3 protein-coding genes are annotated in these 1,760 nt (G+C 59.1%); 2 read left to right on the top strand and 1 reads right to left on the bottom strand.

All coding sequences use genetic code 11. The annotated features are described in order from the left end of the window. Positions 1-121 precede the first annotated feature (121 nt). Positions 122-604 carry a helix-turn-helix domain-containing protein gene (locus tag AAAB16_RS15025; protein ID WP_340664042.1) on the bottom strand — a complete coding sequence of 161 codons (483 nt, stop codon included), beginning with the start codon at positions 602-604 and terminating at the stop codon, positions 122-124. Between the two features lie 117 nt (positions 605-721). On the opposite strand from AAAB16_RS15025, the gene AAAB16_RS15020 reads away from it, so the two are divergent. Then, positions 722-1,450, top strand: a complete 729-nt coding sequence (locus tag AAAB16_RS15020; protein WP_340664041.1) for an SDR family oxidoreductase — start codon at positions 722-724, stop codon at positions 1,448-1,450. Positions 1,451-1,492: 42 nt separating this feature from the next. Continuing rightward, a partial coding sequence (locus tag AAAB16_RS15015; protein ID WP_340664040.1) for a DsbA family protein occupies positions 1,493-1,760 on the top strand: 268 nt, incomplete at its 3' end.

Below are 1,760 nucleotides of genomic sequence, written 5' to 3'. Positions count from 1 at the left end.
CCTGGGCATCGCGCCCAGGTGTCTCTTTACTGCGGGCAAAGACCGCGGGGCTAGGCTTTCGTGGGGTGCGCACACCTAGGGATTTTGACGTTAGCGCCGTGGTGCGCACAGCAAACCAGACTCACTTTTGCCAATGCGCCGGCAATAACTGCCCTTCCAGCTCCGGCGCCTCGCGCAAGCTCATATCCCGCGCCAGCAAAGGCTCGCCACATTCGGAACAGATCAATACGCCACGCACTTCATGCCCGCAGGTTTTATGCACATGGCGGATCGGCTGGCCTTCTTCGCCGCTCATATGGCGGTCGCCCCAGTTCACTAACGCCAGCACGGCTGGGTACAGGTCGTGGCCTTTGACGGTCAACCTATACTCCTCGCGCAGCGGCCGCTGCTGATACGCGCCTTTCACCAGCACGCCGTTCTCGGTCAGGCGTTTAAGGCGCTCAGCTAATACGTGGCGGGTAATGCCCAGGCGCTTTTCAAAGTCATCGAAACGGCGCACGCCCATAAAACATTCGCGCAGCACCAGCAGCGTCCAGCGGTCGCCAACCACCGATAAGGTGCGCGCCAATGAGCACGGCTGTTGGTCGAGTTCTTCCCAGCGCATAGGGGTTCTCCAAAGGATCTGGCGGCCACCTTAACTTGACAGGTTCCAAAAAGGAACTGACCATCTCGACCAAGTTCCAAAAAGGAACTGACCCATGCACCTGACAGGACAATAACAATGAGCGAACGCAAAGCAGTGTTAGTGGTGGGAGCCGGCGATGCTACCGGTGGGGCGATAGCCAAGCGCTTTGCCCGTGAAGGCTATGTAGCCTGCGTGGCGCGACGTAATGCCGACAAACTCGAACCCCTGGTCGCCGAAATAACCGCAGCCGGCGGAGACGCCCGTGCCTTTGGCTGCGATGCGCGTATCGAGGAACAGGTGCAGGCGATGTTCGCCACCATTGAGCGCGAGATCTGCCCACTGGAAGCGGTGGTGTTTAACATCGGCGCCAACGTGCACTTCTCCATCACCGAAACCACCGAGCGGGTGTATCGCAAGGTCTGGGAAATGGCCGCCCTGGCGGGGTTTCTCACCGGCCGCGAAGCTGCCAGCGTGATGCTGCCCCGTGGTCGCGGCACTATTATTTTTACCGGTGCCACCGCCTCGTTGCGCGGCGGCAAAGGCTTTAGCGCGTTTGCCAGCGCCAAATTCGCCCTGCGCGCCACCGCCCAGAGCATGGCTCGCGAACTGGGGCCGCTGGGCATTCATGTCGCCCACCCGATCATTGATGGGGCCATTGATACGGCGTTTATCCGCGACAACTTCCCCGAGCGCTATGCCCTTAAAGAGCAGGACGGCATTCTCAATCCTGACCATATCGCTGATAGCTACTGGCAGATTCATACGCAACCAAGGGATTCATGGACGCATGAATTGGATCTGCGCCCATGGCTAGAGACGTTTTAAAGCCGCACAGACCACGCTTGCACAATAAAAAAGGAAAAAACCATGAGCAAAACCCTGGAGTTCTTTTTCGACTTCGGTAGCCCAACCACCTACCTGGCCTGGACCCAACTGCCGAAAATCGCCGCGGATGCCGGCGTGGAGATCACCTGGAAGCCCATGCTGCTGGGAGGTGTGTTCAAGGCCACCGGCAATCAGTCGCCGATCGCCATTCCGGCCAAGGCCAAGTACACCCTCGCCGACATGCAGCGCTTCGCCACGCGCTATGGCGTACCCATGGCATTTAACCCGTTCTTCCCGATCAACACCCTGT

The organism is Pseudomonas sp. (genome assembly GCF_037994325.1).
Lineage (GTDB): Bacteria > Pseudomonadota > Gammaproteobacteria > Pseudomonadales > Pseudomonadaceae > Aquipseudomonas.
This window is presented reverse-complemented; position numbering and strand designations above follow the sequence as displayed.